This is a genomic window from Brachyspira pilosicoli (genome assembly GCF_019402445.1).
GTDB classification, from domain to species: Bacteria; Spirochaetota; Brachyspiria; order Brachyspirales; family Brachyspiraceae; genus Brachyspira; species Brachyspira pilosicoli_B.
This window is the reverse complement of sequence record NZ_SRZM01000300.1, coordinates 1-428: the sequence shown is the minus strand read 5'-3', so window position 1 is coordinate 428 and position 428 is coordinate 1. Positions and strand designations below refer to the sequence as shown.

At 33.6% G+C, this 428-nt stretch carries 1 protein-coding gene; it reads right to left on the bottom strand.

Annotated features, from left to right (window positions below; genetic code table 11):
• On the bottom strand, positions 1-428 hold a 428-nt coding region (locus tag E6A48_RS09450; protein WP_219709968.1), incomplete at both ends, for a transporter substrate-binding domain-containing protein.

Sequence of the window (428 nt, the reverse complement as noted above, 5' to 3'; positions counted from 1 at the left end):
TCTTTTAGCCTCTAAATCTAAAAAAGCATTGGCATAAATATCATATTGTCTAATTTCTTTAGTTTCTTTGCTTATAGGGTCAGCTTCTAATGATTCATAATTGCTACTTCCTGTTTGCACTCCTAATATTTTTCCTTTTAAATCTTCTTTAGTTTTAATATCAGCTCTGTCTGCATTTTTAACTATCATAAGTCTGTTATTAAGATATGGTTTAGTGAAATTAACTTGTTCTTTTCTAGTTTCATTAATAGCAAAGCCATTCCATACCACATCAACATCACCTTTCTTTAAGCTCAATACAACGCTAGACCAATCTACAGGTTTAGCCACCAACTCTACCCCGAGGCGGTTTGCTACCTCTTTGGCTAAGTCTATATCAAAACCAACTATATTTCCTTCTTCATCTCTAAAACCCATAGGGGCAAAAG